General features: G+C 65.7%; 19 protein-coding genes. 8 read left to right on the top strand and 11 right to left on the bottom strand.

Going from position 1 to position 25353, the window contains the following annotated elements; translation table 11 throughout:
- Nucleotides 1-22: 22 nt before the first annotated feature.
- On the top strand, nucleotides 23-757 hold the full coding sequence (locus tag AB3X86_RS21550; protein ID WP_368597564.1) for an ABC transporter substrate-binding protein: 735 nt from the start codon (nucleotides 23-25) through the stop codon (nucleotides 755-757).
- 105 nt (nucleotides 758-862) lie between these two features.
- On the opposite strand, the gene AB3X86_RS21545 is transcribed toward AB3X86_RS21550, so the two are convergent.
- The 4 genes from AB3X86_RS21545 to AB3X86_RS21530 all read right to left on the bottom strand — a co-directional run bounded on the left by AB3X86_RS21545 (nucleotide 863) and on the right by AB3X86_RS21530 (nucleotide 5318).
- Entirely contained in the window at nucleotides 863-1279 is a 417-nt protein-coding gene (locus AB3X86_RS21545; RefSeq protein WP_368597563.1) for an organic hydroperoxide resistance protein, read from the bottom strand.
- Between the two features lie 210 nt (nucleotides 1280-1489).
- Entirely contained in the window at nucleotides 1490-2794 is a 1305-nt protein-coding gene (locus AB3X86_RS21540; RefSeq protein ID WP_368597562.1) for a cation:proton antiporter, read from the bottom strand.
- A 51-nt stretch (nucleotides 2795-2845) separates the two neighbouring features.
- On the bottom strand, nucleotides 2846-3166 hold the full coding sequence (locus AB3X86_RS21535) for a hypothetical protein (RefSeq protein WP_368597561.1): 321 nt from the start codon (nucleotides 3164-3166) through the stop codon (nucleotides 2846-2848).
- Between the two features lie 67 nt (nucleotides 3167-3233).
- Complete coding sequence (locus tag AB3X86_RS21530; RefSeq protein ID WP_368597560.1) at nucleotides 3234-5318, bottom strand: protein-L-isoaspartate(D-aspartate) O-methyltransferase; 2085 nt, start codon at nucleotides 5316-5318, stop codon at nucleotides 3234-3236.
- A gap of 217 nt (nucleotides 5319-5535) precedes the next feature.
- Here AB3X86_RS21530 and AB3X86_RS21525 point away from each other — a divergent pair, with 217 nt between their 5' ends.
- Nucleotides 5536-6048 carry a CinA family protein gene (locus tag AB3X86_RS21525; RefSeq protein WP_368597559.1) on the top strand — a complete coding sequence of 171 codons (513 nt, stop codon included), beginning with the start codon at nucleotides 5536-5538 and terminating at the stop codon, nucleotides 6046-6048.
- 14 nt (nucleotides 6049-6062) lie between these two features.
- Entirely contained in the window at nucleotides 6063-6923 is an 861-nt protein-coding gene (nadE, locus tag AB3X86_RS21520) for an ammonia-dependent NAD(+) synthetase (RefSeq protein ID WP_368597558.1), read from the top strand.
- Between the two features lie 14 nt (nucleotides 6924-6937).
- Here the strand turns inward: nadE and AB3X86_RS21515 are convergent, their stop codons facing one another.
- The 3 genes from AB3X86_RS21515 to AB3X86_RS21505 all read right to left on the bottom strand — a co-directional run bounded on the left by AB3X86_RS21515 (nucleotide 6938) and on the right by AB3X86_RS21505 (nucleotide 8420).
- Nucleotides 6938-7204, bottom strand: a complete 267-nt coding sequence (locus AB3X86_RS21515) for a DUF2934 domain-containing protein (RefSeq protein ID WP_368597557.1) — start codon at nucleotides 7202-7204, stop codon at nucleotides 6938-6940.
- A 244-nt stretch (nucleotides 7205-7448) separates the two neighbouring features.
- Nucleotides 7449-7721 (bottom strand): DUF6723 family protein, encoded by a 273-nt coding sequence (locus tag AB3X86_RS21510; protein ID WP_176111751.1) that lies wholly within the window; start codon nucleotides 7719-7721, stop codon nucleotides 7449-7451.
- A 135-nt stretch (nucleotides 7722-7856) separates the two neighbouring features.
- A complete protein-coding gene (locus AB3X86_RS21505; protein ID WP_368597556.1) occupies nucleotides 7857-8420 on the bottom strand; it encodes a hemerythrin domain-containing protein in 564 nt (187 codons plus the stop codon).
- 141 nt (nucleotides 8421-8561) lie between these two features.
- On the opposite strand from AB3X86_RS21505, the gene AB3X86_RS21500 reads away from it, so the two are divergent.
- On the top strand, nucleotides 8562-9641 hold the full coding sequence (locus AB3X86_RS21500; protein ID WP_368597555.1) for a glycosyltransferase family 4 protein: 1080 nt from the start codon (nucleotides 8562-8564) through the stop codon (nucleotides 9639-9641).
- Between the two features lie 7 nt (nucleotides 9642-9648).
- On the opposite strand, the gene AB3X86_RS21495 is transcribed toward AB3X86_RS21500, so the two are convergent.
- Entirely contained in the window at nucleotides 9649-12771 is a 3123-nt protein-coding gene (locus tag AB3X86_RS21495; RefSeq protein ID WP_368597554.1) for a CheR family methyltransferase, read from the bottom strand.
- A gap of 269 nt (nucleotides 12772-13040) precedes the next feature.
- On the opposite strand from AB3X86_RS21495, the gene AB3X86_RS21490 reads away from it, so the two are divergent.
- A complete protein-coding gene (locus AB3X86_RS21490; RefSeq protein ID WP_368597553.1) occupies nucleotides 13041-14030 on the top strand; it encodes a chemotaxis protein CheB in 990 nt (329 codons plus the stop codon).
- Between the two features lie 106 nt (nucleotides 14031-14136).
- The gene (locus AB3X86_RS21485; RefSeq protein ID WP_368597552.1) at nucleotides 14137-18219 is read left to right on the top strand and encodes a CheR family methyltransferase; all 4083 of its coding nucleotides are present in this window, start codon (nucleotides 14137-14139) and stop codon (nucleotides 18217-18219) included.
- A gap of 28 nt (nucleotides 18220-18247) precedes the next feature.
- On the opposite strand, the gene AB3X86_RS21480 is transcribed toward AB3X86_RS21485, so the two are convergent.
- Together AB3X86_RS21480 and AB3X86_RS21475 are read right to left on the bottom strand one after the other, a co-directional pair.
- Entirely contained in the window at nucleotides 18248-19534 is a 1287-nt protein-coding gene (locus AB3X86_RS21480; RefSeq protein WP_368597551.1) for a phosphatidylserine decarboxylase family protein, read from the bottom strand.
- Between the two features lie 28 nt (nucleotides 19535-19562).
- Entirely contained in the window at nucleotides 19563-20594 is a 1032-nt protein-coding gene (locus tag AB3X86_RS21475) for a flavodoxin family protein (protein ID WP_368597550.1), read from the bottom strand.
- A gap of 178 nt (nucleotides 20595-20772) precedes the next feature.
- On the opposite strand from AB3X86_RS21475, the gene AB3X86_RS21470 reads away from it, so the two are divergent.
- The gene (locus tag AB3X86_RS21470; RefSeq protein WP_368597708.1) at nucleotides 20773-21480 is read left to right on the top strand and encodes a PIG-L deacetylase family protein; all 708 of its coding nucleotides are present in this window, start codon (nucleotides 20773-20775) and stop codon (nucleotides 21478-21480) included.
- A 58-nt stretch (nucleotides 21481-21538) separates the two neighbouring features.
- The gene (locus tag AB3X86_RS21465; RefSeq protein ID WP_368597549.1) at nucleotides 21539-22471 is read left to right on the top strand and encodes a glycosyltransferase family 2 protein; all 933 of its coding nucleotides are present in this window, start codon (nucleotides 21539-21541) and stop codon (nucleotides 22469-22471) included.
- 21 nt (nucleotides 22472-22492) lie between these two features.
- Here the strand turns inward: AB3X86_RS21465 and AB3X86_RS21460 are convergent, their stop codons facing one another.
- Nucleotides 22493-25177, bottom strand: a complete 2685-nt coding sequence (locus AB3X86_RS21460; protein ID WP_368597548.1) for an ATP-binding cassette domain-containing protein — start codon at nucleotides 25175-25177, stop codon at nucleotides 22493-22495.
- Nucleotides 25178-25353: the final 176 nt, after the last annotated feature.

Here is a 25353-nt window from a genome sequence, read left to right as displayed (position 1 = left end):
CGCGGTCGCCACGAGAACCTCCATGACTATCGATCCCTCCGTCGTCACCGCCTTCACGCCCACGGGCAAGCTGCGCGCGTCGATCAATCTCGGCAATCCGATCCTCGCCAATCGCCATGCCGAGTCCGGCGAGCCGTTCGGCGTATCGGTCGATCTCGCGCGCGCGTTCGCCGCGAAACTAGGCGTCGAACTGGAACTGGTGGTATTCGATACGGCCGCCAAATCGGTGCAGGCCGTCAGCGAGGAACGCGCGGATTTCGGCTTCTTCGCGATCGATCCATTGCGCGGCGAAACGATTGAATTCACCGCGCCGTATGTACTGATCGAAGGCTTCTATCTGGTGCGCGACGACTCGCCGGTGCGGTCGAATCAGGATGTGGATCAGGCGCACAACCGGGTCGTGGTCGGCAAAGGCAGCGCGTACGATCTGTTCCTCACCCGCGAGCTGAAAGCCGCGCAAATCGTCCGCGCGCCGAGTTCACCGAGTGTCGTGCCGACGTTCATCGAGCAGCAGCTGGAAGTGGCGGCAGGCGTGAAGCAGCAACTCGAAGCCGATGCGAAGCAAACGGCCGGCCTGCGCCTGCTCGACGAGCGCTTCATGGTGATCCGGCAGGCGATGGGTGTACCGAAGAGCCGCGGTGAAGCGGCGGCTCGGGCGCTGCGTTCGTTTGTCGAAGAGGTGAAAGCGTCGGGCTTCGTGGCGGAAGCGCTCGCGCGGCATGGGATCGCGGGGGCGTCCGTTGCGCCTGCGGAGTAGCCGTCGGCTCCAAGCCGACACCGCGTAGCAAGCGCGCGTAACAGAAAGGCGGAGCCGCGCCCGATACTTCGGCGCCGCGCCGCCACAAACTACCCTGACCAACCCTCAAACGAGCGTAGTCTGCACATCCACGTTGCCGCGCAACGCCTTTGAATACGGGCAGGTCAAATGCGCGCGCTCGATCAACGCGTGCGCCACGTCCCGCTCGACACCGGGAAGACTGACGAACAGACGCGCCTGAAGGAAATAGGCGCCATCGGTGGTGCCGAGATCGATTTCGGCATCGACGCTCGTATCGGCAGGCAACGAAAGGTGCAGCGCGCGCGCCGCCAAACCGAGCGCACCGATGTAACACGCCGACCAGCCGGCAGCCAGCAACTGCTCGGGGTTCGTTCCAACTCCCGAGGTGCCGGGCGACGACAGCTTGATGTCGAGACGGCCGTCCGAGCTGCGCGCGGCGCCTTCGCGGCCGCCGGTCGTATGGGTCTTGCCGGTGTACAGCACGTTTTCGATGCGGGTCATGGTGGCTTACTCCTGTTGATCCAGTGTTGTTGAGATCTGCAAATCCGGGTTCGAACTTGCGTTGGACGTATTTGAACGCGCCGACGTATCTCGCATGTGTCTGGATCAGCGGGTTTGGTATGCGCACGTATCCGTGGGTCGCGCAGATACATTGCGATACAAGGAGCGGCGCGCGGCCACTAGCGCACGCCATCGCGCCCGTCGCTTCATTCAGCGACGCCGGTCGAAATACCGCCGCAGCAGATAGTTCGCGGTCGAGCCATGCAGCAGCACCGACAACACGATCGCATCGAGCACCGCGGGCAGCAGCGGCGTCATCGCACCGCGCGCGTATTCGAGGCCGAACATCAGGTAGTAAAACGCGCCGACACCGCGAATCCCCATCCATGCCATCAGATACCGCTGGCTGCTGTCGATGCGCGCACCCATCATCGCGACGACGACGGACAGCGGCCGTGCGACGAAAAACAGAAACACCGCGGGCAACACGGCGCGCACGTCGAGCATCTCGCGCCAATGCGCAGACACGACGCAGCCGATGATCAACATCAGCGACAACTCCGCGAGCCGCTCCATTTCGCGCGTGAAGCCCATCATCGATTCGGCGAGGATCGCATGCGCCTTTTCCGGGTCTTTCGCGACATCGGCCCTTTCGCCGTGCTGCACTTCGTCGAGCACTTCGGACGGATTCTTGTCGCCGGTCGAACGCAATTCCTCGTGACGCACGGCGACGCCCGCCACGAATACCGCCACGAACGCATACGCGTGCACCAGCAGCGCCGCGCCGTATGACGTCGCCATCAGCCCTAGCGCGAGAAAGCCGTCGAGACCGATCGCTTCGCCGTAGCGGGTGCGCAGCAAGAAGATCGCGCGCGCGAACACGATTGCGGATACGCAGCCGAGAGCGAGCGCGCTGACGATCCCCCACAGCACCGAGCCGGCGAAATGCACGCCGCTGCCGGAGCCGAACAGCCTCGCGCCGGCAAGCGTCAGACCCAGCACCGCAAACGGATAGGCGGCGCCGTCGTTGAGCCCGCCTTCACCCGACAAAGCGAAGCGCACGGGTTCGTCGTCGCCCGCCTGGGTCACGCGCAACTCGTTCGCGAGCACCGGGTCGGTCGGTGCGAGCGCTGCCGCGAGGAACAACGCCGCACCGTCCGCGCGTCCGGTCAGCCAGGCGGTGAAGCCGAACATCAACGCGATGGTGACGATCATCGCGGGTCCGCCGAGCCGCAGAGGCAACCACCACAATGGATTGCGCAGCCGCACGCGCAGATGCATGCCGATCGAAAACAGCGACACGACGAGCCCGACTTCGGCGAGCGTCGCGAGCAGCACGGTATTGGCGAGCAGATCGACACCCACGAGCCCGGACACGGCCGGACCGACCGCCACGCCGACCAGCAGATAGATCATCGCGCCGGTCAGCGGCAAGCGGCGGATCGGCCCGCGCGCGACCGCCATGAACGTGAGCAGTGCGCCGATCAGCAGGAACCAGACCGGTTCGTCTCTCATGGCGGAATCGCGCGCGCTAGCGGCGACGGCGGCAACCGGGCCGCGTCGCCGCTAGCGCGCGGGGCTGGCACCGTGGGGCGCGCTCGCGCCCTGCAGACTGCGCTGTCCGTGCTGAGCCGCGGCCTGGTTCGCGCGCCCCGCCTGTTCGCGTTTCGTCTGGTTGCGGCTCAACTCGCCGGGTGGCGTGCCCGACTGGCCTGCTGTGCCCGCGCCGCCTTCGGTGCCCGCGTCTTTGCCGGCCTGCGCGAATAGCAACGGCGGCGCGGCGACAGCCGGCTGAGTCCCGGCCCACTCGGCGGCTTGCGCGCAGACGAAGTCACTCGCAACACTGAACATCGCGGCAATGGTCAAGCGCTGTACAACCTTGTTCATCAGCGGCTCCCCGGTTTGGACAAGCTGGATATGCACTGTCCGCTCCGCTGCAAGCCGCGTTCCTCGCTCACACACCGAATGGAAAAGTCTCCGCCGCGTGGTACTTCTCGTCGGCGGAAACGGGCAGCGCGGTCACCGCGCTGGTGCGATCGAACCACACGAACGCATCGAACTGATCGGCCAGCGACGCTTCCGCGTAGTGGCTATACCGCTCGGTCTCCGGACGATAAATCACGCCGATGAAGCGCTCCAGCAGCGACGCGCGCAGCCGTTCGCGCAGCGCGTCGTGCACGCCGGGCCGCAGGTCGAGCAGAAAGCGTGCGAGGCCAGTGGCGTGCATGCTGAATTCGACGCTGCCAGCGAGCGATGGCCGCACGGTCTTCACTTCCATCGGTCCGTCCCAGTCGCTGGCCGCGGCGACCGTGCCACTGTGCGTGCCGAAGCCGATCAGCGCCGCCGCGTCGCCGAACTGCGCGCGGCACAGCTGGCCCAAATTGATCTCGTCCTGCACGCGGCCCATCTGCGTTGCGCTCGCGTCGCCGATGTGCGAGTTATGCGCCCACACGACCACACGCGCCTGCGGCCCGTGACTGTCGAGCGCATGACGCAGCGTGTCGAACATATGCGTGTCGCGCAGATTCCAGCTTTGCGGTCCGCCGTAATACATCGCGCGATAGTAGTGCTCGGCGACAGCCACGAGCCGCGCATTCTGCGCCGCGTCGAGGAAGCGTTCGCCGTCTTCCCGTGCATAGTCGAGCCGGCTTTTCAGCAGATCGCCGAGCTGGGCGACCACGTGCTCTTCGCACTGCGCGTAGCCGCCGCTCAACGCGGCGCGCCCATACACGGCGGGATCTTTCTGCCACGGACTGAGGCACCCATAACGCCCGCGCGCGATGCGCGCCGCGGCCGGGTCGACGCTGTCCAGATAGCGCAGCACCGCGTCGATCGATTCGGACAGGCTGTAGATGTCGAGCCCGTAAAAGCGCGTCTCGCGGTCGCGGTGCAGGGCATTGTGCGAGCGCAGCCACGCGACGAAGCTCATGAAATCGGTGTTGCGCCACATCCAAGTCGGAAAGCGGCGAAACGGTCGAGACCGTTCGCCGGGCATCGGCCGGTCGCGCACATGCCGGTCGATGATCGCGGCATCGGGCCAGTCGGCCTCGACCGCGATCATCGAAAAGCCGTGCCGCTCGACGAGGCGTCGTGTGATCGCCGCCCGCGCGCGATAGAACTCCGACGTGCCGTGACTGGCCTCGCCGAGCAGCACGACGCGCCGCCCGGCGAAGCGGTCGAAAAACGCCGCGAATTCCGCGGAATCGATGTCGGGTAACGGTTCGGCCGCGTCGCGAAGCACGAGTTCGAGCGCGGCCGGCTTAGGCGCGGCCGGCTTAGGCGCGGCCGGCTTAGGCGCGGCCGGCTCAGGCGCGGCCGGCTCAGGCGCGGCCGGCTCAGGCGCGCCCGGCTCAGGCGTGGGCCGCGAATCCGCATGCGGCACGCCGCCCGGCGCCGGCCAGCCGTCGTCGCCGACGAGCGGCACGAAGCGCACGTCGGCGAATGCATGTTCGTCGTAGTCGTGCTCGTCGCGCCGCACGATCTTCACGAGCCGCTGACGGCTCGGACTGCTGCCGACCGGCATCACGAGCCGTCCGCCGACCGCAAGCTGCACGCGCAGCGCCTGCGGCACACGCGGCCCGCCCGCCGCCGCGATGATCGCGTTATACGGCGCATGCGCGGCAAGCCCCGCGGTGCCGTCGCCGACATGCACTTCGACATTCTCGTAGCCGAGCCGCTGCAAGCGCTCGCGCGCGCCCTCGGCGAGGCTCGCGTCGCGTTCGATCGAATCCACCCGGCCCGCGATCTCCGCGGCAATCGCGGCCGCATAGCCCGAGCCCGTACCGATGTCGAGTACACGGTCGCCGGGCTGCAATTCGGCGGCCGCAAGCATCTTCGCGACGATGTACGGCTGCGAGATCGACTGTTCGCCGCCGATCGGCAGCGGCGTATCGTCATACGCGAAGTCGCGCAGATCGGACGGCACGAACGCTTCGCGTGGCACGCGCCGCATCGCCTCGATCACGAAGTCGTCGCGCACGCCGCGTTGCACGATTTGCCGCTCGACCATCCATGCGCGCGCTTCGTCGAAATCGCCCATCGCCGCCTCCTCGCGAATGCGCAGCGCTGCGCGCGCCACGCATCGCGACGGGGCCGCGCGCGAGCTCGCTGCTCTTCCACGTTTCAGCAATGAGCATACCGCCGGCTTGAACCGATGGCGATGCGCGAAACGTGAAGCGCGCGCGGACCGATCCTTGCTGAGCTTTTGCACGAACGAAACGCCGGTCCGAATCCGTCGCACAACACGGGCGAAAATCATGAACGTTCCCATGCAGGTCGTGTCCTTCCTCAGCTCGCGAGGTCTGACGCTCGCGACCGCCGAATCCTGTACCGGCGGCCAGATCGCGTCGTATCTGGCTGGCGTGCCGGGTAGCGGCGCGTGTCTCGATGTCGGCTTCGTCAGCTACTCGCCATCAGGCAAAGCAGGCTTTCTCGGTGTGCGGGAAAGCACGATGAAGCAATACGGGCTCACCAGCGAAGCGGTCGCGCGCGAAATGGCCGAGGGTGCGCTGCGTCAGGAAGGCTGCTGCGCTGATATCGCGGTATCGAACACGGGGCTTGCCGATGGCGGCTCCGCTGACGGCCCGCCACCGGGCACGCAATGCTTCGCATGGTCGTTCCGACGGCCCGGCAATCAGTTCGTCACGTTCGCCGAGACGCGGCGCTTTTCGGGCGACCGCAACGACGTGCGTTCGGCCGCCGCGCTGTATGCATTGTCGCGCGTCGAGCATTACTTCGATCAACTTCCGCGCATCGAGCGGGACCACTGAAGAGAGGCCAAACGATGAATCTGCACCCTTCCTTCGACACCGACGCGTGGCAGCAGGCAGTGATCGACGAACTCGGCGTCGAGCGCGATTTCGACGTGGCCCGCGAGCGCGAGCGGCGTGTCGCGTTCCTCAGCGACTACTTGGCCTCGCAAGGCTTGCACACCTATGTGCTTGGCATCAGCGGCGGCGTCGATTCATCGACTGCCGGACGCCTCGCGCAGCTTGCCGTCGAACGTCTGCGTGCCACCGGCTATGAAGCGCACTTCGTCGCGGTGCGTCTACCGTACGGCAGCCAACGCGACGAAGAGGACGCCGCGGCCGCCCTCGCGTTCATCTGCCCCGACGAAACGCTGACGGTCAACATCAAGGAGCCCGCCGACGCGATGCTGTCTGCGCTCAAGCGAGGCAACGTGCAGTACGTCGACGACTTTCACGAAGACTTCGTGCTCGGCAACATCAAGGCGCGGCAACGTATGATCGCGCAATACGCGATTGCGGGCGCGCGGGTCGGCGTGGTGATCGGCACCGACCATGCGGCCGAATCGCTGATGGGCTTCTTCACGAAGTTCGGCGACGGCGGCGCCGATATCCTGCCGCTGGCGGGTCTGACGAAGCGCCGCGTGCGCGCACTCGCGCATGCGCTCGGCGCATCGGAGCGGCTCGTCGAGAAGGTGCCGACGGCGGACCTCGAATCGCTGACGCCGCAGAAACCGGACGAAGACAGCTACGGCATCGGCTATCAGGACATCGACGACTTTCTCGAAGGCAAGCCGGTCAGCGATGAAGTATTGACGACGATTCGCCGCTTTTACATGGCGACGCGCCACAAACGCGCGCTGCCGGTGGCGCCGACGCGATCGTCGGCGTCGGTGTAGAGCGCGGCGCCCGCTTATCCGGCGCGCGGGCGTTTGGCGCGCTTCGGCGCTTCGATGTCCTCGCCCGGCGTTTCCTGCAGTTGCTGTTCGGGCGCGATGCGCGAGCCGCGGTCGCGATCGGCGGACTGATCGGTCGGCTCCTGCGGCGCGGCAGCGCCTTCCGCCTCGATCTGCCGGCGCGCTTCCTCCCAATGGTCGTCGGCTCTCCCTTCCGGCGACGGATCGTTTTCCCAGATGTGGTACGCCCGCGTGCGGATGCGGGCTTCGAGTTCCTTGTCCATATGTGTTTCTCCGTGAACGTGAGCGATGCCGCGGCACGGCGCCGCGCGCGCCGGGTCCGGATGACGGCGAGCGAAAGGCGAGCAAGGGTTGTTCCGCGCGGCGCGCGTTGGGTCGATGGCATCACGTCAGCAACAGAGCGGCTGCCACACAACTCCACCGTGCCGGTCGTGAACCGGGACAAGCATTTGATGGGGATGCCGTCGTCACCGCGGCGGGTCGCCGCGCGCTACCCAGGCCGCGCGCTTACGCCTCGGGACAGGCAAGGTCGGCCGCGACGATCCGCGCGCCGTATTCCTCGGCGGCGAGCCGCGCTTCCTCGATGCTATTGAACGGACCGACTTCGGGCGCGCCATCGAACGGGAACAGACGGCGGCCATCCACTTTACGGCTCACCAGCAGATCGGCATAGAATCGTCCATCGGCGCTGCGTCGTGCAGTGACGTAGATCGAAAAGTCGTCGCGCGAGGCGATCGCTGCCGCCGGATACTGCGTGAGTTTCAGCTTTCTCCTTGACATGGCTCCCCCTGCCTGCATCAGGCGATCCAGTTTTGCCCTCCTGAAAACGATGTTAATGGACATGCAAACGGGTGCGTTCGTCCGTAAGCGTCGACTTATGAACGGGACTGTCGCGCCGACGCTTTAAGGTTCCAATCAGGTCCTGTCGCCGACCGCCCGGCTGCCCGCCTGATCCAGCCGCGCTTGCAGCGTTTCCTTGCGCGCCGCGATCTTTTTACCGAGCCCCGCCAGATCGCAGCCGGTGCGCCGCAAGGCCGGAAAGAGCTCGCCTTCCTCTTCCTCGACGTGATGCCGCACCAGTTCGGCCATCACCTTGAACGTCGCGTCGAAGCCTTTGTCGCCCGGCTTCAGCGTCGTGAACTTCGCGATTAGCGTCTTCACCAGAAAATGCTCGACGCAGGCTTCATCGACATCGAGCTTGCCGTCGTCGGGTAGTGCTTGCTGCGCGGCCGGATACAACAGCTCTTCCTCGATGATCGTATGCATCGTCAGCTCTTCGCACGCACGCTGCGCCAGCGCGGCTTTGGCTTCGAGCGTGTCGCGCTCGTCACCGCGCGACTTGCCGAACGCATCGAACAGCTTTTCGACGGCGCGGTGATCGGCTTCGAGCAGCGCGAGCGCGTCGGGTGCGCTGGCGGTTTCGCGTGCAGCGGTGGGCTTCGTGTCGTTAGAAGCGGATTGCGTTGCGCGGTCGTTCATGGCAGCTCCTTTGATCGGTCAAGTGCCCGCATCGAGCAAACGCCGTACCGCTTCACCGGTCGGTGGCGGTACGTCGATTGCTGCTGGTGGTCCGGCGCGGCGTGTTGCGCGCCACCCTCCCTCCCCTCTTTTCAACGCCCGATGAGAATCGCCCAGATCGCTCCGCTTTACGAAAGCGTGCCGCCGTTCGCGTACGGCGCGACCGAACGCGTCGTGTCGTATCTGACTGAAGAACTGGTCGCCCGCGGCCACGACGTGACGCTCTATGCGAGCGCCGATTCGACGACCGCCGCGCGGCTCGTGCCAATCTGCCCGCGCGGTCTTTGGCGCGACACGAACGTATGGGACACGCAAACGCATCACGTCCGGCAATTCGCGCGCGTGATTCGCGACGCGGATCAATTCGACGTCGTTCATTTTCACGGCGAGCCATTGCATTTCGCGTGGGCCGAGCGTTTGCCGTGCAGTACGCTGACGACGCTGCACGGCCGTCTGCTGCTGCACGATCATGGCCCGCTGTTTCGGGAATTCGCCCGCGTGCCGGTGGTGTCGATCTCCGCGAGTCAGCGCCGGCCGGTGCCGTGGGCGAACTGGCAGGGCACGGTCCATCACGGCCTGCCGCTCGACGCGTTCTCGTTTCAGCCGATAGCCGGTTCCTACCTGCTTTTCCTCGGCCGCATGATGCCGGAGAAACGTCCCGATCTCGCGATCGAAATCGCCCGGCGCAGCGGCTTGCCGTTGAAGATCGCCGCGAAGATTCATCCCGGCGAGCGCGACTATTTCCGCGAGCGCATCGATCCGCTGTTGCGGCGCTCGACCACGTTCACCGAATACCTCGGCGAAGTCGGCGGCCTCGCGCGCCGGCGGTTGATCGAGAACGCATGCGCGTTGCTGCTGCCGATCGAATGGGACGAGCCGTTCGGCATGGTGATGATCGAGGCGATGGCGTGCGGTACGCCGGTGATCGCGTTTCGCCGCGGCGCGGTGCCGGAGTTGATCGAAGACGGCGTGAGCGGCCTGATCGTCGACAACGTGGACGCGGCCGTGCAAGCCGTTGCGCGCATCGACGGCATCGGGCGCGACGCGTGCCGCCACGCGTTCGAGCGCCGCTTCACGGCCGCGCGCATGACCGACGACTATCTGACGATCTACGACGCACTGCTCGCACGCGACACACGAGGACATCCGCACGCGACCGGCAGTCAGCCCGCGCCGGTGTAATCGCCGTTCAGTTGCGATCGGGCGCCTTGGTACGATCGTCATGATCGTCGGACTCCGTCGCATAGCGACGCGATTGGCCGAGTTGCCGGCGCAACTCGTTCACCTCGTTCTTCAGATCGATCATGCGCAGTTCGCGGCCGATCGCCACCTTGTTGGACCGCTCGAGTTCCTCGTTGCGCGCGCGCAGGTCTTCCTCGGCCCGCGCACGTCCGACCGCGGCCCAAGTGCGCTCGGCCATCAGTTCGAGAAACATCAGTTCGTCGGGCGCCCACGTGTGCGCGCTGTCGAAGTGCACCGTCAGCGCGCCGAGCACGCGGCCCGACTGCACGAACGGCATGTTGGCCCACGCGCCGATGCCGAGTGCGTGGCACGCGCGCCGCTCGGCCGCGCTAGCGGCGGGATCGGCCATCACGTCGTTGCTCCAGCCGCTGCGGCCGGTGAACAGCGCGGCGGTGAGCGCAGGCCCGGCGTCGTGGATCGCGCAGCGGCGGCCCAGCATATCGGCCGTGCCCGCGAGCGCGTCGGTCGCGACGATTTCCAGTTCGTCGGGGCCACGCGCTTCCGAGTAGTTGACGCGCGCGGCGCCGAACTGCTGACGCAGCATCCGGATCGCCGTCGATCGGGTATTGCGGTATCCGGACAGCCCGCGCAGCGCGTTGGCGAAGCGCACCATGAAATCGTGCATCGCGCTTTCGCGCAGGACTCTTTCCGCGTGCTTCAGGTCCGAGATGTCGGTGACCGTGACGGCCACGCCGCTCGTGCCGGTCTGCGACAGAAACGGGCGAATGCGCCGCAGGAACCATCCACCGCTGGCATTGCGCACCTGGGCTTCGCGCGGTGTCCCGCTCTGCATCACCGCGAGCACGTCGCGCAGGAAATTCACGTCGTCGACCTTCGGCGAAATATCGGCGATGCCGCGTCCGACGTCGCCCGTTTTCAGCGGAAATATCTCGCAGATCGAAGGCGTGAACCAGCGCACGCGCAGCGTCTGATCGAGAAACATCGCCATCACCGCACCGGCGCTCAGTACGCCGCTCTGCATCTCCAGCTCCGCGATCTTGCCAGTGAGCCGCGCATTGGCCTGGTTCAGGTCGTCGTTGACGAGATTGAGTTGCTCGTTCGCGGCTTTCAGTTCCTCGTTGAGCACCTGCAACTCTTCGCGCGACGCCTCCAGTTCCTCGCGCGAGATGCGGATCGCTTCGCTCCACTCGCTCGAAGCTGCGACGTCCGCAGCGTGGCTCGGCAGCGCAACGGGTTCGGTGGCGCCGGGCCGAATCTCGCGCGCGCGAGAAATGAACGATGCGAGCAGCCGCGGCGCGGCGCCGTTTTGCGCGCTTCGAATCGGTGTGAGCCGGATCTGGAACGCGTGCGTGACGTTCCCTTCTTCACGCAGGCCGTTGACGATCGTCGGCTGACCGTCTTCGAGCGCTATCTTCGCGGCCGCCTTCAGGCTCGACGCCAGTTCGCGCTGCGTAAGTTCGAGCAGGTTGTCGGTGGGTTGGCCGGCCGGGACGCGCAGGTATTTTTCCGTATCGCCATACACCCGCAGCACGCGAAATTCGTCGTCGATCAGCACCGACGGGAAATCCCGCTGCGCATGCACGCTCGAATGACCGATGAAAGGCACGGCGCTCGCGCGCAAGCTTGTCGCGACACGCAACGGGAAGCGGACCTCGACGTCGCTCGCGGGGCCGGTCTTGCGGTAAATATGCCAACGGCTCGACACGACGTTGAAACCGCCTTGCCGCGACAACAGCGGTTCGCCCTTGCCGAGGAACAGATAGCCGCCCACCTTCAGCGAGTTGTGCAGCAGGAATACGACGCGCTTGACCGCTTCGGGGTCGAGATAAATCAGCAGGTTGCGACAAGTGACCAGATCCAGGTTCCTGAACGGCGGATCGAGCAGCAGGTCCTGCGGCGCGAATACCATCTTTTCGCGCAGGTGGCGTTTGACGCGCCAGTTGCCGTCGGTGGAATAGAAGAACTTCTGCTGGCGTGCCGAAGAGACGTTCTTCAGCGCGTCGCTCGAAAACGCGCCGCGGCTCGCGCGCGCGACGATCTCCGGCGATGCATCGGTCGCGAACACCTGGAAATCGATGGGACGGCCGGTCTTTTCCGCATGCTCGTGCAGAAGCATCGCGACCGAATACGCTTCTTCGCCGGTCGCGCACGCCGGTGTCCAAGCCCGTACGACATCGCTTGCGCGGCGCTCGCTCAGCATCGGCTCTATGACCTCGTGCCGCAGCACGTCCCAGGCGGGCGCATCGCGGAAGAACTCGGTCACGTGAATCGGAATGCCGCGAATCAGCGCTTCGAGCTCGGCCGGGTCGTCGCGCAACAGCGACTCGTAGTCGCCGAACGATTCGGTACGCCGCAAATCCATACGCTGCTGGATGCGCCACAGCAGCGGGGTCGCTTTGTAACCACCCAGATCGAAGCCCGCCTGCTTGCGGATCAGCCCGACGATCTCGTCGAGCGTTCGCGTAATCTCGCCGGTCCACGCGACTTCGTTGGCCGGCCGCACATAGGCGGGTGACGCACAGCGCAGCAGCTGTTTCGCGATCTCGCCGACCGGCAGGATGTAGTCGGCGGCGCCGCGCGAAATCACCGCTCTCGGCATGCTGTCGTTCATCGTGGTGACCGGGTCCTGTACGAGCACCACACCGCCGGCCCGCTTCACGCAGATCGCGCCGGCCGCGCCATCGGTGCCGGTGCCGCACAGGATCGCCGCAAGCGCGTGCGAGCCGCGATCTTGCGCGAGGCTTTCGAGGAATGCGTCGATGGTATCGATGCCGGGACGGCGGCTGCCGCCGTCGACCGGCCGCGTGCGAAAGAGCCCGCCTTCGAGGGTCAGCACGTCGTCGGAACCCGCGACGTACACGTGGTTCGGCTCGGGACGCTCGCCGTTGTTCGCGGCACGGACCGGCAGCAACGTCCACTTGCTGACCAGATTCACGAGCTCGTCCGATCCACCCGGCAGCTGGTGTTGCACGACGACGAGCGCAAGCGCAGGTTCGGCGGGCAAGGCCTGAAGCAGGCAATGCATCGCTTCGATGCCGCCGGCGGATGCGCCAATGCCGACGACGCGGCAGCTTTCCGCTGGCGCGGAAGCTTGAATCGGAGTCGCCATGAGTGTGAGCTTGCGCAGGAACGTCGTATCGTGCCGGCCATGTCCGGCACGCCTGTCCTACATGTTCATCATATGCCCGTGCGTGGTTCGCGGCGCTTTCGTCCCGCGCGGCTGATTTGTGGCGGGGGCTGAAGACCGGTGTCGGCGCAAGGGACCTTTTCACCGGCAGCAGCGCAATAAAAATGCCCGGACGGCATATCGCTTGCTCATTACGTTGACTGACACCAAAGGCCCGTTTTTCCGTCCCGCTTCCACGTCCCGGAGTCCACTTGACCCACCGTGATTTCATCGTAATCGGCACGTCCTCGGGAGGGGTCGACGCGCTGCGTGCGCTTGCGTCGCAGCTTCCCGTCGATATGCCCGCCAGCATCGCCGTCGTGCTGCACATCGGCGCGCATGGCAGCATGCTGCCCACGCTTCTGAACCAGGCCGGACCACTACCCGCCAAGCACGCGCAGGATGGCGAACATTACGCGCCCGGCAGAATTTACGTGGCGCCGCCCGATCGGCACCTCGTGGTAGACGATGGGCAGTTGCGGCTGCTGCATGGCGCGAAAGAAAACTTCGCGCGCCCCGCGATCGACCCGCTGTTTCGCAGCGCGGCCGCGCAGATGGGACCGCGCGCGATCGGCGTGATCCTGACCGGCCTGCTCGACGATGGCGCAGCGGGCCTCGAAGCGATCCAGGCGTGCGGCGGCACTACGGTCGTGCAGGACCCCGACGACGCGTTCGCGAGCGAGATGCCACGGCACGCAACGCCCTTCGCCGACCACGTGCTGCCGCTCCAGCAACTGGGCCCATGTTTGGTAAAACTGACCGGCGGCATTGCCAATCCGCCGGGAAATCTCGGCCCGGCGCAGCGCGAGGCCTCCGACCGCGTCGTCCTCGAACAGCGCGCGTGGCTGTCCGGCACCGCGCCGTTCGACGCGATCGAGGGACTGGCCACGCCGTCGACTTTCACATGCCCCGAATGCAACGGCACGCTGTGGCGCATCACCGGTTCGCGCGTGCTGCGTTACCGCTGCCATACCGGCCATGCGTATTCGGCCGCGTCGCTCGACGACGGCCGCATGATCGATGCGGAGATGTCGCTGCGCAATGCTCTGCGGGCGCTGCGCGAGCGCGAAATGTTCAGCCGCGAGCTCGGCGAACACTTCGCGGCGATAGGAGACACCGCCGCGCAACGACGCGAGGAGGACAATGCCCGGCGCGCGGGCCACGCGGCCGAACTGTTGCAGTCGATGCTGCTGGAAAAATGAGTGCAATGCGGGATAATAACGATCCGGGCCGAGCAAGAAATGGGCTCGTCGCCCTATAAAAATCCACCGCTGAACACTATCCTTTTCCAAGAAGGGACACGCAGCCATGTCAAAGAAGCGAGGGCAAACTCTGCCTAGCCAGGCACTCTATCCGATCGTCGGTATCGGCGCATCGGCAGGAGGGCTTAACGCGCTGACGGAATTCTTCGAGGCGCTGCCCGCGCGCACGTCGATGGCCTTCGTCGTGGTCGTTCACCTGTCGCCGGACCACGAAAGCAATCTGGCCTCGCTGCTGCAAAAGGTCACCAGCATGCCGGTGCAGCAGGTCACGGGCCCCACGCAAATCGAATCGGACCACGTTTATCTGGTCGCGCCCTCGTTCGAGATGATCATGGTCGACGGCTACCTGCGTGTCACGCAGAAGCAGTCCGAAGAGGGACGCCGCGCGAGCATCGATCTGTTCTTCCGCACGCTCGCCGAGGCGCATCGCGAACGCGCGATCGGCATCGTGATGTCGGGTGCGGGCTCGGACGGCTCGGTCGGCCTGTCGCGCATCAAGGAAATGGGCGGCATCACGCTCGTGCAGGACCCTTCCGAAGCGGAATACGACAGCATGCCGCGCAGCGCGATCGCGACCGGCATGGCCGACTTCGTAATGACCGCGGCCGAGATGCCGCAGCGGCTGCTCGATCTGTGGTCCACCGCGCGGGAAATCCATCTGCCGGCCGTGCAGCCGGACGAGCCCGAGGAAGACACGGTCAACGAGTCGGCCGAGCGCGCGCTGCGCGAGATCATGGTGATCCTGCGCACCCGCACCGCGCACGACTTCCGGCATTACAAACGGGCTACGGTTCTGCGCCGCATCGAACGCCGGCTGCAGGTCAACGGCATTACGGATCTGCAGGCGTATCGCGATTATCTGCATCTGCACCCTGAAGAAACTCAGGCGCTGCTGCAGGACATGCTGATCAGCGTCACCAACTTCTTCCGCGACAAGGAAGCGTTCGACGTGCTCGAGCGCGAGGTATTGCCCCCCCTCTTCGAAAACCGCGGCGAACAGGACCGCATCCGCGTCTGGTCGGTGGGCTGCGCGACCGGCGAGGAGGCCTATTCGCTGGCGATGCTGCTGCAGGAGCGCTCGCTGAAGTCGCCCGAGGGCGTGTCGTTCCAGGTATTCGCGACCGACATCGACGAGCGCGCCATTGCGTTCGCGCGCGTCGGCCTGTACCCGGACTCGGTCTCGGCCGACCTGACGCCGGCGCGCATCCGCCAGTTCTTCACGAAAGACGCTGCCCATTACCGGATCAAGAAGGAACTGCGCGAACACATGCTGTTCGCGCACCACAACGTGCTCAGCGACCCGCCGTTCTCGCGGCTCGACCTGATCTGCTGCCGCAATCTGCTGATCTATCTGGACCGCGAAGCGCAGATCGAAATTCTGAAGATGTTCCACTTCGCGCTGCGGCCCGGCGGCGTGCTGTTCCTCGGCAGCTCGGAGTCGGCCGACAGCGTGAGCTCGATGTTCACCGTGGTCGACAAGCGCAACCGCATCTATCGCGCGAACATGGCCGTGCGCGGCGACACGCCGGTGCCGATCGCGATTTCGGGCACGATGAGTTCGCGCCCCCTCGTCACCACGGTGCAGCCGCCGGGGCGCCGGCGCTTTTCGTTCGGCGATTTGCATCAACGGCTCGTCGAGCAATATGCGCCGCCCAGCGTGCTGGTGAGCCGCGAATCCGAAATCGTGCATCTGTCCGACCGCGCCGGGCGCTTTCTGCAATATTCGGGCGGCGAGCCGTCGCATAACATCGTGGCCGTCGTGCGTCCCGAACTGCGGCTCGAACTGCGCACCGCTATCTATCAGGCCTTGCACACGAACCGCAGCGTCGAAGCGCGCCGCGTGCGCATCGAACGCGACGGCCGTTCGTACTTCGTCAACATGACCGCGCGGCCGGTGCACGACCCGGAAGCGAACGCGGACTTCGTGCTGGTGCTGTTCGACGAGGTCGAAGACAGCATGGCCAACGCCGAGACGGCGTCGGTCGACGTGCAGAAAGACCCGATCATCAGCCAGCTCGAACGTGAGCTGCAACGCACGAAGGAGCAATTGCAGTCCACCATCGAGCAGTCGGAGACCTCGACCGAGGAGTTGAAGGCGTCGAACGAGGAATTGCAGGCGATCAACGAGGAACTGCGCTCGGCGACCGAGGAGCTCGAAACCAGCAAGGAAGAGCTGCAATCGATCAACGAAGAGCTGACCACGGTCAACGCGGAGCTGAAGTCGAAGGTCGAGGAAACCGGCAAGATCAACGACGACCTGCACAACCTGATCGCCGCAAACGACATCGGCACGATCTTCGTCGACCGCAACATTTGCATCAAGCGCTATACGCCGCGCGCCACCGACGTCTTCAGCATCATTCCGTCGGATATCGGGCGCTCGCTGCTCGACATCACCCACCGCCTCGAATACGACAAGCTCGCCGACGACGCGGCCGAAGCATTCGACTCGCTGCGCCTGATCGAACGCGAGCTGAAGAGCAACGACGGGCGCTGGTATCTCGCGCGCTTCGTGCCCTACCGCACCACCGAAGACCGCATCGACGGCGCGGTGCTGTCGTTCATCGACATCACCGGCCGGCGTCAGGCGGAAGACCGGCTGCGCGAAGGCGAGCGGCGCATGCGCATCGTCGCCGAGGGCACCAAGGACTACGCGATCATCACGTTCGACGAAAACGGCGTGATCAATAGCTGGAACGCGGGCGCGGAACGGATTTTCGGCTATTCGGAAGCCGAAATGATCGGCCAGTCCGCCGACATCCTGTACACCGACGAAGACCGCGCCGCGAACGTCGCGCAACGCGAGTTCGCCGAAGCGCGTCTGAACGGCCGCGCCGAAGAGGAGCGCTGGCATCTGCGCAAGGACGGCACGCGCTTTTTCGCGAGCGGTGTGCTGTCCCGTCTCGACGAGCCGGGCATCAGCGGTTTTGCGAAGATCACGCGCGATCTCGGCGAGTTCGCCAGCGACCCGACCTCGGGACGCGGCACCCACGTCGAAACGCTGCGCGCCGCGAGCGAGCGCGAAGCGCAGCGGCGCCGCGATGAATTTCTCGCGGTCGTGTCGCACGAACTCAAGCATCCGCTCAACCTGATTTCAGCGAGCGCCGAACTGATCGCGCGCGCGCCGGAAACGCGCCAGAACCTGAACGTGTCGCGCGCGACCGATACGATCCGGCGCACCGTAATCGGCCAGGCGCAAATCATCGACGACCTGCTCGACATTTCGCGCGTGCGCACCGGCAAGCTGTCGGTCGTGCGCACCGTCGTCGACATGCGCGAGATCGTGCAGCGCGTGTGCAGCGCGGTGCAGGACGATGCCGCGCAGCGCGGCATCACACTGAGCGTCGAGGTGACCGATGCGCCCGTGATCATTCATGCTGATCTGACGCGTATCGAGCAGATCGTGTGGAATCTGATCAGTAATGCGCTGAAGTTCACGCAGCGCGGGTCGATCCAGGTGTCGTTGCAGGTCAATGACCACGCCGAAGCCGTGCTGCGCGTCAGCGATACCGGCATCGGCATCGAGGCCTCGCTGCTGCCGCATATCTTCGAGATGTTCCAGCAGAGCCGCGATCCGGGCTCGCGCCGCGGGGGCCTCGGCATCGGCCTCGCGCTGGTGCGCGATCTGGTCAACCTGCACGGCGGCGCGGTGCGCGCGGAGTCGGACGGCGTCGGCCGCGGTGCCACGTTCACGGTGACGCTGCCCACCCACCGGCTCGCCACCCGCACGAGCGCGGGGATCGAAGTCACCGGCGAGCCACTGAAAGGCACGCGCATCCTGATGGTCGACGACGACGCCGCGACCGTCGAAACCTTCAAGCTGCTGCTGGAAAGCGAGGGCGCCGAAGTGCGCACCGCGACGAGCGGTGAGGAAGCGCTGTCGATCATCAACGGCAACGCGCCCGATATCATCCTGTCCGACATCGGCATGCCTGGCATGGACGGTATGGAGTTCATCGGCAAGCTGCGTGGCATGCCGGCGATGAAGTCCGTGATCTGCATCGCGGTCAGCGGCTTCGGCCAGCAGGCGGACGTCAGCGCGGCCGAAGATGCGGGCTTCGACGCGCACCTGAAAAAACCGGTGGTTCTCGAAGACTTGCTGAGCATTTTCGCGCGGCTGCGCAGTTGAATCCGCCGCCCGGCGGCGCGCAGCGCGTCTAGCCGTTGCTTTGCGACGGCGATGCGTTGCGCGACCCGGCCCTTGCAACGGCCGCGTTGACCTTGATCGGCGGCTGCTTGTCGCCGAACGGCGGCTCGACGACGAAGCGCTCTATCACGCCCGGCTCGAACACCAGGCAGCAAGTCGATCCGCCGTACTGGAAAAACCCCAACTCATCGCCCTTTCGGACGCGCTGACCCGGCAACGCCTCGATCATGCACGACGACACGTCCGCCATGCCGACGAACACGCACGCCACCTGCCCCACCGCCGCATCGTCGCATTCGATCACGATCACCGCGCGCGCCGCGAGCGCCGTGATGTAGCCCTGCGAATCGTTGAGCCCGCTCGGGTCTTCGCCTTCGCTATCGGCGGTCGAATAGTAACTGCCGTCCGCCGCGTACGCGCGCGAGATCACGCCACTGACCGGCGCATGCCAGCGGTGATAGTTGAACGCGCTCAGAAAGGCCTGATACACCGAGCCGCCCTCGAAGCGCCGCGCCAGTTCGCGCTCGCGCGAGCTCAGCATGTCTTCGAGCGAATACGGCTGTGACTTGATCCAGAACGTGTCGCGCAGCTTCACGCCGTGCTGCACGTTGTACGGCGTCGCCTCGCACGCGCTGACGATCAGCTTGTCGTTGTCCGGCTCCTCGACCGGCCGCATGCCGGGACGGAAGCGCCGCGTGAAGAAATCGTTCCACGACGTAAAGCCCCAATACTGTTGCTCGGGATCGCAAGCGAATTGCGCGAGGCCGATCCGTTTGTCGGCCTCGGAGCTGAACCAGCCGTCGGGCGACGACGTATTTAAATGTTCGCGTGAATGCGGACCGCTCAGAAAGCCGCACCAGCAATTCAGCACGTGCTTGAGCTGCGCGTTGAGCGCCGGGTCGCGAAACAGTGCATAGCCGGACGGCATGCACATCGGCCAGTCGAGCACCGCGTTCAGCGGACAATGAATCAGATCGGATTCGCTGAACGGCGGCGCGTAGGTCATCAGGTAATCGACGAGCGTCATCAGCTCGTCGATCGTCGCATAGCCGAGCACGTAGCCTGCTTGCTGCGCCTGCATGATGGCCCGCGTCATATCCATGCGCAGCACCGGATCGCCTTCGATCAGCGCCGCGAGTTCCGCGACGGCGCGCGTGCGTGGCGCCCTGCGCGCACGTTCGCGCGCTTTCGCGGCCAGCGCGATCCGGTAGCGCGCGAGATGCGCTTCGTCGCTCGGCAGCCATCCTCCGAGCCGGCGCCGTTGCGTGCGCGGGCTCGTCACTTCGTCGTTCGTCATGCTTCTCCTTTCTTATCTGAGTTGGGGATCATTTGGCGCGCGGCGTGCCGAGGCCGTCGTCCGGTTCCTTGCGCCCGCCACGAATCTGCTCGACGCAGGTCGCGACGGCCTGGGCCACGTTGGCCACTTCCTGCTGCATGTCCTCGTCGCGATCGAGCGCCTCATGGCTGGTCGCATAAGGCTCGTAATAGCCGATAAAGCGATCGAGCCGCGACTTCGCGCCCGCTTCGACGAAGCCCATCCAGTCGAGCCAGTCGGCGAGCGCCCTGCGCGAGTCCTCGATGCCGGCGACGTCGCCATGCACGACGACGCCATAGGCCCGGCCCGCCAGATGTTTCGGATAGTCCCAGCCGCCCAGTTCGAGACGCTTCGCTTCGTCCGCTTTCTTGCCGTGCGTCGAGGAGGGATCGGGATTGCCGCCGTCGGCGCAAACGAGGCGATCCATCATCAGCTTCAGCGGCGCGGACACCTGATACCAGTAGACCGGCGTCACGATCAGCACGCCGTGGCAGGCGGCAAAGCGCTCGTAGATGTCGTTCATCCAGTCGTTGACGAGCCCGAGCGAATGGTTCGGATAACAGCTGCAAGGCCAGTGACACAGCGGCATCGCGGTCGACACACAGCCTTTGCACGGATGGATGTGCAGGTCGCGATCGGAGTTCAGGTGCGACAGGTCGAGGAAATCGACGTCGAAGGTCCGGCGTTCGAACGCCTGTTGCGCGATCTTCGCGAGCCGGAAGCTCTTCGACATCTCGCCGGGGCACGTGTAGTCGTTGCGCGAGGACGCGTTGATCACGAGCACGCGCGAGCGCGTCGTCGGATCGCGCTGTCGCGCCTGCGCCGCCTTCACGCGCTCGCTCGCGGCACGCCATTCGACCGACAGGTCGTAGTCCGGGTCGGCGAATCCCGGGCCGGCCTTTTCGGTGACCGGCGCCTTGCGGCCTTGCGAGTAAGCATCCCACGCGATCGCTTCGAGCCGCGCGAGCGATTCGTCTTCCGCCCGAAATGCCGGGTCGTAGAAGCGGGCCATGAAGCGCTCGCGAAACGCGTCGCGGGACATTGCTTCGGTTACCTGACCTTTGCGGACTTCGACGGTACGGATGTGATCGGGTGGTTTTGCAGGCGGGCTCATGGTTGAAGTTATAAGCGGTAGTAGAAACGCAGGTCAGCAAGGCCTATTCCAGTGCCGCCCCGTCGCGCGCGCCGCGACTGCGGAACGCGGCTTGCTAAGCGCGGGTATGGAATCGAACCAGCGCCTGCTCGTCATCTCGCCGCATCTCGACGATGCGGTCCTCAGTTGCGGACTTCTGCTCGCCGCGCATCCCGGCACAGTGGTTTGCACGGTTTTCACCGCGCCGCCCGCCAAGAAGATCACGACCGATTGGGACCGCGCGGCCGGTTTCGCCGACGCATTCGAAGCGATGCGCACGCGTCAGGCGGAAGACCGGGAGGCGCTGGGATTGCTGTCGGCAATGCCCGTGCATTTGCTGTTCCGCGACGCGCAATACCATGCGTCGCCCGCTGCGGACGACCTGATTACCGCGTTGAGCCAGACTGTTGCTCATGCGAAGCCCACGCGTGTCCTGATGCCGTTGGGCCTGTTCCATTCGGATCACGTTATGGTGGCCGATGCCTGTCTCGCACTGATGCGCCGTCAGCCAGCCGTGCACTTCATCGCCTATGAGGACGTGCCCTACCGGCGCATGTCCGGCGTCGTGCAAGCGCGCCTATGCGACCTCGCGACACGCGGCTATGCCGCTGATGCGCCGCACACGTTGGACGTGCCCGGCACGACGCAACACGAGCGCATGAAGCGCGCGGCACTCGACGCCTATCGCAGCCAATTGCGCGCGTTCGGTCCCGACGGACAGGCAAGCCTCTTTTCGGCCGAACGCTATTGGCAGCTCAGCCGCGATGAATCGAGTCGGCATCCGCAAAACGCGTGACGCACGGCACGGGGTTTGCTACGCCATCGCTGTCCAACCGTCGAAGCGATCGCTTAGCATGCGAACAATAGCCGCCCACCCGCGCATTTCGGTCGTCGTTCTGACGCATAACCGTGCGGGCGAATTGCTCACCACCCTGGAACGTCTGCTCGCGTTACCCGAAAACCCGCCAATCATTGTGGCCGACAACGGCTCTACCGACAACACGGTCGCACTCGTCAAAGCGCGCTATCCGAGCGTTCGCGTCGTCGAATGCAACGGCAATCTCGGCGCGGCGGGCCGCAACCACGCGGTCGCGTGCGTCGAGACCGACTATGTAGCGTTCTGCGATGACGACACGTGGTGGGAGCCCGGCTCGCTCGAACGGGCGGTGCAATTGCTCGACGCATGGCCACGCGTCGGCGTGCTGAATGCGCGCGTGGCCGTCGGCGCGGACCACGCGACGGACCCAACCTGTGCGTTGATGCGGGCAAGCCCGCTGGGACGTGTCGGCCTGCCCGGGCCCGCTTTGATCGGCTATATGGCGGGCGCGTGCGTGTTTCGTACCGCGCTGTTTCGCGAGGTCGGCGGCTATGAGCCGCGCCTTTTCATCGGCGGCGAGGAAACACTCGTTTCCCTCGACGTGCTCGCCTCGGGACAGGCGATCGCCTACTGCGAGCAGTTGACGCTCCAGCATCGTCCGTCGCCGGTGCGTGACAGCGCGTTGCGGCGACGCATGCTCGCGCGCAACGCCGCGTGGGTGGCATGGCTGCGTCTGCCGCTGGGCGAAGCGTTGAGCGCGACGCTGCGCGCCCTCGACGTGTTCGCGCGGGAAGGCACGCTGGTGCGCGACGGCATCCAATTGCTGGCTGGGCTTGCGTGGACCGTGCGAGAACGCCGGGTGGTCCCGCCCTCGATCCTCGCGATGCGCGACCGCGTGCGCGCGGCCGAGCGCAATCCCGACGCGTGCGCAACGACGTCCGTGGGCGGGAAATTCGACGCGCCGACCTGAGACCTGAATCACGCGCTTTCCTTATCCTGGCAACGTCGAGTCCGCGCTCGACGGCGCAGGCGCGAGCCGACGGATCGCGGCGATCAGTTCTTCAGGCTGCACGGGCTTGTTCAAATGCGCGTCGAACACCGCGCCGCGCGCGTGCTGTTCGTCGAATGCGTCCGTGTAGCCGGTCAACGCTATCGCGGGCAGTGGCATGTCCGGTAAGGACGGCCGCTCGCCTTCCAGTTCGCGCAAGCGGCGCAGCACGTCGTAGCCATCTTCGCCGGCCAGCATCAGATCGCAGAGCAGCACGTGCGGCCATTGCGCCGGGTCCGTCGCGCACAGCCAATCCAGCGCTTCGCGGCCGGATGCGAACAGACGCACGCGTGCGCCGCTCGTGCTCAGCACCGCTTCGAGCGCGTCACGTGCTTCTTCCTGATCGTCGATCGCGAGCACGAAGAGGCCGTCGAGCGAAGCGGGCCCGGCCGAATCCGGTGCGGTGGACTCTGGCGGTTGCGCATCCGCGACCGGCCGCAACGGCAGCATCGCGACATATGCGAGCCGCCCGTTCAGCGGGGTCAGTGTGAAGCTGCCGCCCGCGGCCGCCAGCGCGCTTTCCATCTGCCGCGCCATTGCCTGCGATAGCTCGGCCGGCTTGTCGCCCATGCCGAGCACGCTGAACCATACGTGATTGCCGTGGCGCTCCGCGCGCAGTGCGATGCGCTGCCCCGGGCTCGCCTGCGCGATCTCGTTGCGGCACAACTCGGCGATCAGCGGCTGCAGCACGCTCGGGTCGCCGGTCACGCGCAGTTCGTTGTCGGTCGGCTCCGCGTAGACGACCACGCGCTGCCCGGCGATCTCGTCGTGCAACGCATCGATCACACCCGCCGTCAATGCGCTGACGCTGACCGACCGAGCAGTCAGCCGGCGCTGCGCGTGTTCGAGTTCGCCCTGCTGCCATTGCAGCGACCACATCTTCGCGTACACAGCGTCGCGCGCGAGCAGTTCCCGATGCGTGCCCTGCTCGACCACCTGGCCGTGGTCCATCACCAGAATCCAGTCCGCGTCGACGACGGTAGACAGCCGATGCGCGATCACGATCGACGTGCGGCCTTGCGCAAGACGCGTCAGCTCGGTCTGGATCGCGCGCTCGGAGCGCGTGTCGAGCGCCGAGGTCGCTTCGTCGAACACGATGATGCGCGGGTCCTTCAGGATTGCGCGCGCGATTGCGATGCGCTGGCGCTCGCCGCCCGACAGCCGCACGCCGCGCTCGCCAACGCGCGTGTCGTAGTGATCGGGCAAGCGCTCGATGAATTCGTCGAGCTGCGCGGCACGCGCGGCGCGCACCACGTCCGCACGGGTCGCCGACGGACGTCCATACGCAATGTTGTAGGCGATCGTGTCATTGAACAGCACGGTGTCCTGCGGCACGATGCCGATCGCCTCGCGCAGACTGCGCTGCGTGACCTGGCTGATGTCTTGCCCGTCGATGCGGATCATGCCGCGCTCGGGCCGGTACAGCCGGAACAGCAGCTTGACGAGCGTCGATTTGCCCGAGCCGCTGCCGCCGACCACCGCGAGCGTCTTGCCCGGATACGCATGGAAGTCGACATCGCGCAGCACCTTACGCGCGGTGTCGTAGCCAAAATCGACGTGCTCGAACTCGATCAGCCCCGCGCCGACCTTCAGCGGCTGGGCGTCGCGTGCATCGATATCCTCGCCGACGCGGCCGCGCGCGGCCAGAATCACGAACATGCGCTCGACGTTGACGAGCGCGTCGTTGGTCTCGCGAAACACGAAGCCGAGCGTGTTCAACGGCATGCAGACCTGAATCAGGTAGGCATTGACCAGGATCAGATCGCCGACGCTCATGCTGCCGGCCACCACGTGCTGCGCGGCGAGCAGCATGACCCCCGCCACCCCGAGCGCGATCACCGCGCTCTGTCCGACGTGCAACGCGGTCAATGCGTTCTGGTTCGCGATGCGCGCGTGGACCCACTTTTCCAGCACGTCGCCGAGCCGTTGAGTCTCACTGTCTTCGGTCGCGAAGTACTTGACCGTGTCGTAGTTCAGCAGACTATCGACGAGCCGTCCATCCGATTGCGCTTCGAGCAGATTGACCGCGCGCTGGAACGCGACGCGCCGCCGCGTGAACACGAACGTATAACCCGCATACAACACGAAGGTCGCGACGATCACGTACATGAACTCGCGCGCATAGGCGTGCACCATGATCGCGACGATCACCGCGATCTCGAAAAAGGTCGGCACGATCGTAAACAGCGCGGTGCCGAGCAAAAAGCCGATACCGTCAGCGCCTTTCTGCACGTCGCGCACGATCGCGCCAGTCTCGCGCCGCGCATGAAAACGCGCGCTCAACCGGTGCAGATGCGCGAAGGTCCGCTCCGTCAGCGCCGCGACCGTGCGCTGGACGACGATGCTGAACACGACGTCGCGCGCCTCGTTCAGCGCGTCGCCGAGAAAGCGCAGCAGCGCATAGGCGAGCACGAGAAACACCGGAAACGCCACATGCGCGAGCGGATGGCCGAGCTCATCGACGATGTGCTTCAGCGTGAGCGGCATCAGCACGGTCGCGAGCCGGGCCGTGATCATCAGCGCGAGCGCCCCGCTGGTCTGCCAGCGATAACGCCATACCGCATGCGCGAGATCGCCGACGATTCGGCGCGTCAGTTCGGAGCGAGGCGGCGGGGCGGAATTCGGCATGGGATCCTGGTCGGGGCGCGCCCGGATAAAACGTCGCACAAATGGGACGGGGAGCAAGTCGCGCGCCCGGCAGCGAGCGAAAAATGACCGGCGTACAGCGCTCTGGGCGTGCACCTCTTACCTGTTCAATGCGCGCGATGCTGCGCCCATCCTAGTACCGGCGCGCCATCAGCGGT

This window comes from Paraburkholderia sp. BR14374, assembly GCF_040948685.1.
Classification (GTDB): Bacteria; Pseudomonadota; Gammaproteobacteria; order Burkholderiales; family Burkholderiaceae; genus Paraburkholderia; species Paraburkholderia youngii.
Note: the sequence above shows the minus strand (reverse complement) of the source record. Positions and strands in the feature narration are given on the sequence as shown.

Coding starts and splice junctions, on each gene's coding strand:
- AB3X86_RS21540 (WP_368597562.1), bottom strand. CDS start 2,794: ATGAGAGACGAACCGGTCTGGTTCCTGCTGATCGGCGCACTGCTCACG.
- AB3X86_RS21485 (WP_368597552.1), top strand. CDS start 14,137: ATGTCAAAGAAGCGAGGGCAAACTCTGCCTAGCCAGGCACTCTATCCG.
- AB3X86_RS21470 (WP_368597708.1), top strand. CDS start 20,773: ATGGAATCGAACCAGCGCCTGCTCGTCATCTCGCCGCATCTCGACGAT.
- AB3X86_RS21515 (WP_368597557.1), bottom strand. CDS start 7,204: ATGGACAAGGAACTCGAAGCCCGCATCCGCACGCGGGCGTACCACATC.
- AB3X86_RS21530 (WP_368597560.1), bottom strand. CDS start 5,318: ATGGGCGATTTCGACGAAGCGCGCGCATGGATGGTCGAGCGGCAAATC.
- AB3X86_RS21475 (WP_368597550.1), bottom strand. CDS start 20,594: ATGTCCCGCGACGCGTTTCGCGAGCGCTTCATGGCCCGCTTCTACGAC.
- AB3X86_RS21550 (WP_368597564.1), top strand. CDS start 23: ATGACTATCGATCCCTCCGTCGTCACCGCCTTCACGCCCACGGGCAAG.
- AB3X86_RS21510 (WP_176111751.1), bottom strand. CDS start 7,721: ATGTCAAGGAGAAAGCTGAAACTCACGCAGTATCCGGCGGCAGCGATC.
- AB3X86_RS21465 (WP_368597549.1), top strand. CDS start 21,539: ATGCGAACAATAGCCGCCCACCCGCGCATTTCGGTCGTCGTTCTGACG.
- AB3X86_RS21495 (WP_368597554.1), bottom strand. CDS start 12,771: ATGGCGACTCCGATTCAAGCTTCCGCGCCAGCGGAAAGCTGCCGCGTC.
- AB3X86_RS21525 (WP_368597559.1), top strand. CDS start 5,536: ATGAACGTTCCCATGCAGGTCGTGTCCTTCCTCAGCTCGCGAGGTCTG.
- AB3X86_RS21480 (WP_368597551.1), bottom strand. CDS start 19,534: ATGACGAACGACGAAGTGACGAGCCCGCGCACGCAACGGCGCCGGCTC.
- AB3X86_RS21545 (WP_368597563.1), bottom strand. CDS start 1,279: ATGACCCGCATCGAAAACGTGCTGTACACCGGCAAGACCCATACGACC.
- AB3X86_RS21460 (WP_368597548.1), bottom strand. CDS start 25,177: ATGCCGAATTCCGCCCCGCCGCCTCGCTCCGAACTGACGCGCCGAATC.
- AB3X86_RS21535 (WP_368597561.1), bottom strand. CDS start 3,166: ATGAACAAGGTTGTACAGCGCTTGACCATTGCCGCGATGTTCAGTGTT.
- AB3X86_RS21505 (WP_368597556.1), bottom strand. CDS start 8,420: ATGAACGACCGCGCAACGCAATCCGCTTCTAACGACACGAAGCCCACC.
- nadE (WP_368597558.1), top strand. CDS start 6,063: ATGAATCTGCACCCTTCCTTCGACACCGACGCGTGGCAGCAGGCAGTG.
- AB3X86_RS21500 (WP_368597555.1), top strand. CDS start 8,562: ATGAGAATCGCCCAGATCGCTCCGCTTTACGAAAGCGTGCCGCCGTTC.